2 protein-coding genes are annotated in these 1,853 nt (G+C 41.8%); both read right to left on the bottom strand.

Features of this window, described 5'->3' with window-relative positions; translation table 11 throughout:
- On the bottom strand, nucleotides 1-535 hold a 535-nt coding region (gene mazG, locus Q0F90_RS09100; RefSeq protein ID WP_296004957.1), incomplete at its 3' end, for a nucleoside triphosphate pyrophosphohydrolase.
- A partial coding sequence (locus tag Q0F90_RS09095; RefSeq protein WP_296004955.1) for a polysaccharide biosynthesis protein occupies nucleotides 519-1,853 on the bottom strand: 1,335 nt, incomplete at its 5' end. The genes Q0F90_RS09095 and mazG, both read right to left, overlap by 17 nt.

The following is a 1,853-nucleotide window of genomic DNA, read 5'->3' as shown; positions in this document are numbered from 1 at the left end:
CCTTAAACTCACCCATTTCTTCGGAAACTTTCGCCCAAACCGGATCGAGCTCGTCCCAGTCAAAACCTAGCTTCGCAGCCTTTTCTTGAAGCTTATAAGCGGCCACTAAGGCAGGTAAACTTTTGGATACACCATCTAATACAGAATTTTGAGAATTTTTCTTTTCTTTTGCCTTTAATTCGTCCCATGAATATGATTTTTCATCATTTTCAGGGTTAAAAACATGAGGATGACGACGAATCATTTTTTCAGTGACATCATGTATTACATCTTGCAACGTAAAATGACCAGCTTCCTCTGCCAGTTGACTGTGAAATACAACTTGTAATAATACATCCCCTAGTTCTTCACGAAGATTATCCATATCTTTATTATCAATGGCATCTACGACTTCATAGGTTTCTTCAATAAAGTAACGTCGTAAAGATTCATGAGTTTGCTTTTGATCCCAAGGACACCCATTAGGTGCACGTAAGGCTTTTACAACATCCACTAATGGTTGTACGGATACGGGTTCCTTAGTATTGTTCTTCATATAACTTTGCTTCCTCCTTATCTCGGCGAGCTTGTAAACGCTTACCGATAATTGGGAAATGATACATATCATCCTTCACAACGGCCTTAGTAAGCCACAAAGATAGTCCATACACGAATACAGCTACTACAATAGCGGCAGCTACGGCACCACCATTACCTAATAACTCTACGGTACTCACATAGATAACTTGCGTTGCTCCCCCCATGGCCATGGCAGATACTGCAATTTTCAGCAATTCTAGTTTATTAAGAACAGAACCAACATATTTTTTTACAAACATATAGTTAATAAGTGCCGCAATGGCAAAGTTTAGGTTTGTGGCCCACGCCGCACCATTGATGCCAAGCTCAACAGTTCCTGTCAATTCATAATCTAAGAATGTTTTCGCTAACAAACCAACGAAAATCGCTACCATAGGGATTATAGTCCGCCCCAAACCTTGTAAAATCCCTGCTGTAATTTGCTGCCATCCTAGGAATACAATACTTAGGCTAATAACGGCGATAACAGGCCCTGCATTAGGCGTTGCATAGATGAGCAAGGAAATAGGTGTTGCCAGTACGCAAAGGCCAATACAGGCTGGAATCGTAAACATATTGGCAATCTTAATGGCCGTTCCCGCCCGCTGCACAATACGGTTAACATTACCTTGTGCATGGGCTTCAGATACAGCGGGTACTAAACTAGCCGCCAAAGAGGTGGTCAAAATGATAGGTAACCCAATGAGTGACGTAGCCATCCCTGTAAGGTAGCCAAATTGTGTTGTTGCTTCATTGAGGTAATACCCAATATCCATCAAACGCTTCGGCACTATAAATGTATCGATGAGAGATACCATAGGCAACATGATATTCGCCATAGATACAGGTATAGCTAGACTAAATAATCGTTTCACTACAGCGCTGTTACTTTCACAGATAGCATTTGGATTCTGTTGTGAAAGCATCTGTTCACGCACGCGTCGTTGACGATAGTAAAAGAAAATTAATACGAGTAAGCCTGCTAACACACCTGGAAAGGTAGCAAAGGTAGCACCACCAGCCGCTAAATGTAAGCCCCTATCGATAAAGTAGTAGGCTAAGCCCACCATAGAGGATACGCGGAAGATTTGTTCAAAGATTTGACTCGTTCCCGTAGGCACCATGTATTGGGAGCCTTGGAAGTAACCTCTAAAGCAACTTAGAATCGTTACCACAAAGATAGCTGGCGACAACAGTTGAATGGCTATGAGAGCTCGTGGATCTGTAATAATCTGAGTATCTATGAGCCACTGAGCACTGCCATATAAGGTCAAGCTAAATACTAAGCCTAAAAT

Source organism: uncultured Veillonella sp. (assembly GCF_934190855.1).
In the GTDB taxonomy this organism is placed as follows: domain Bacteria; phylum Bacillota; class Negativicutes; order Veillonellales; family Veillonellaceae; genus Veillonella.
This window is presented reverse-complemented; position numbering and strand designations above follow the sequence as displayed.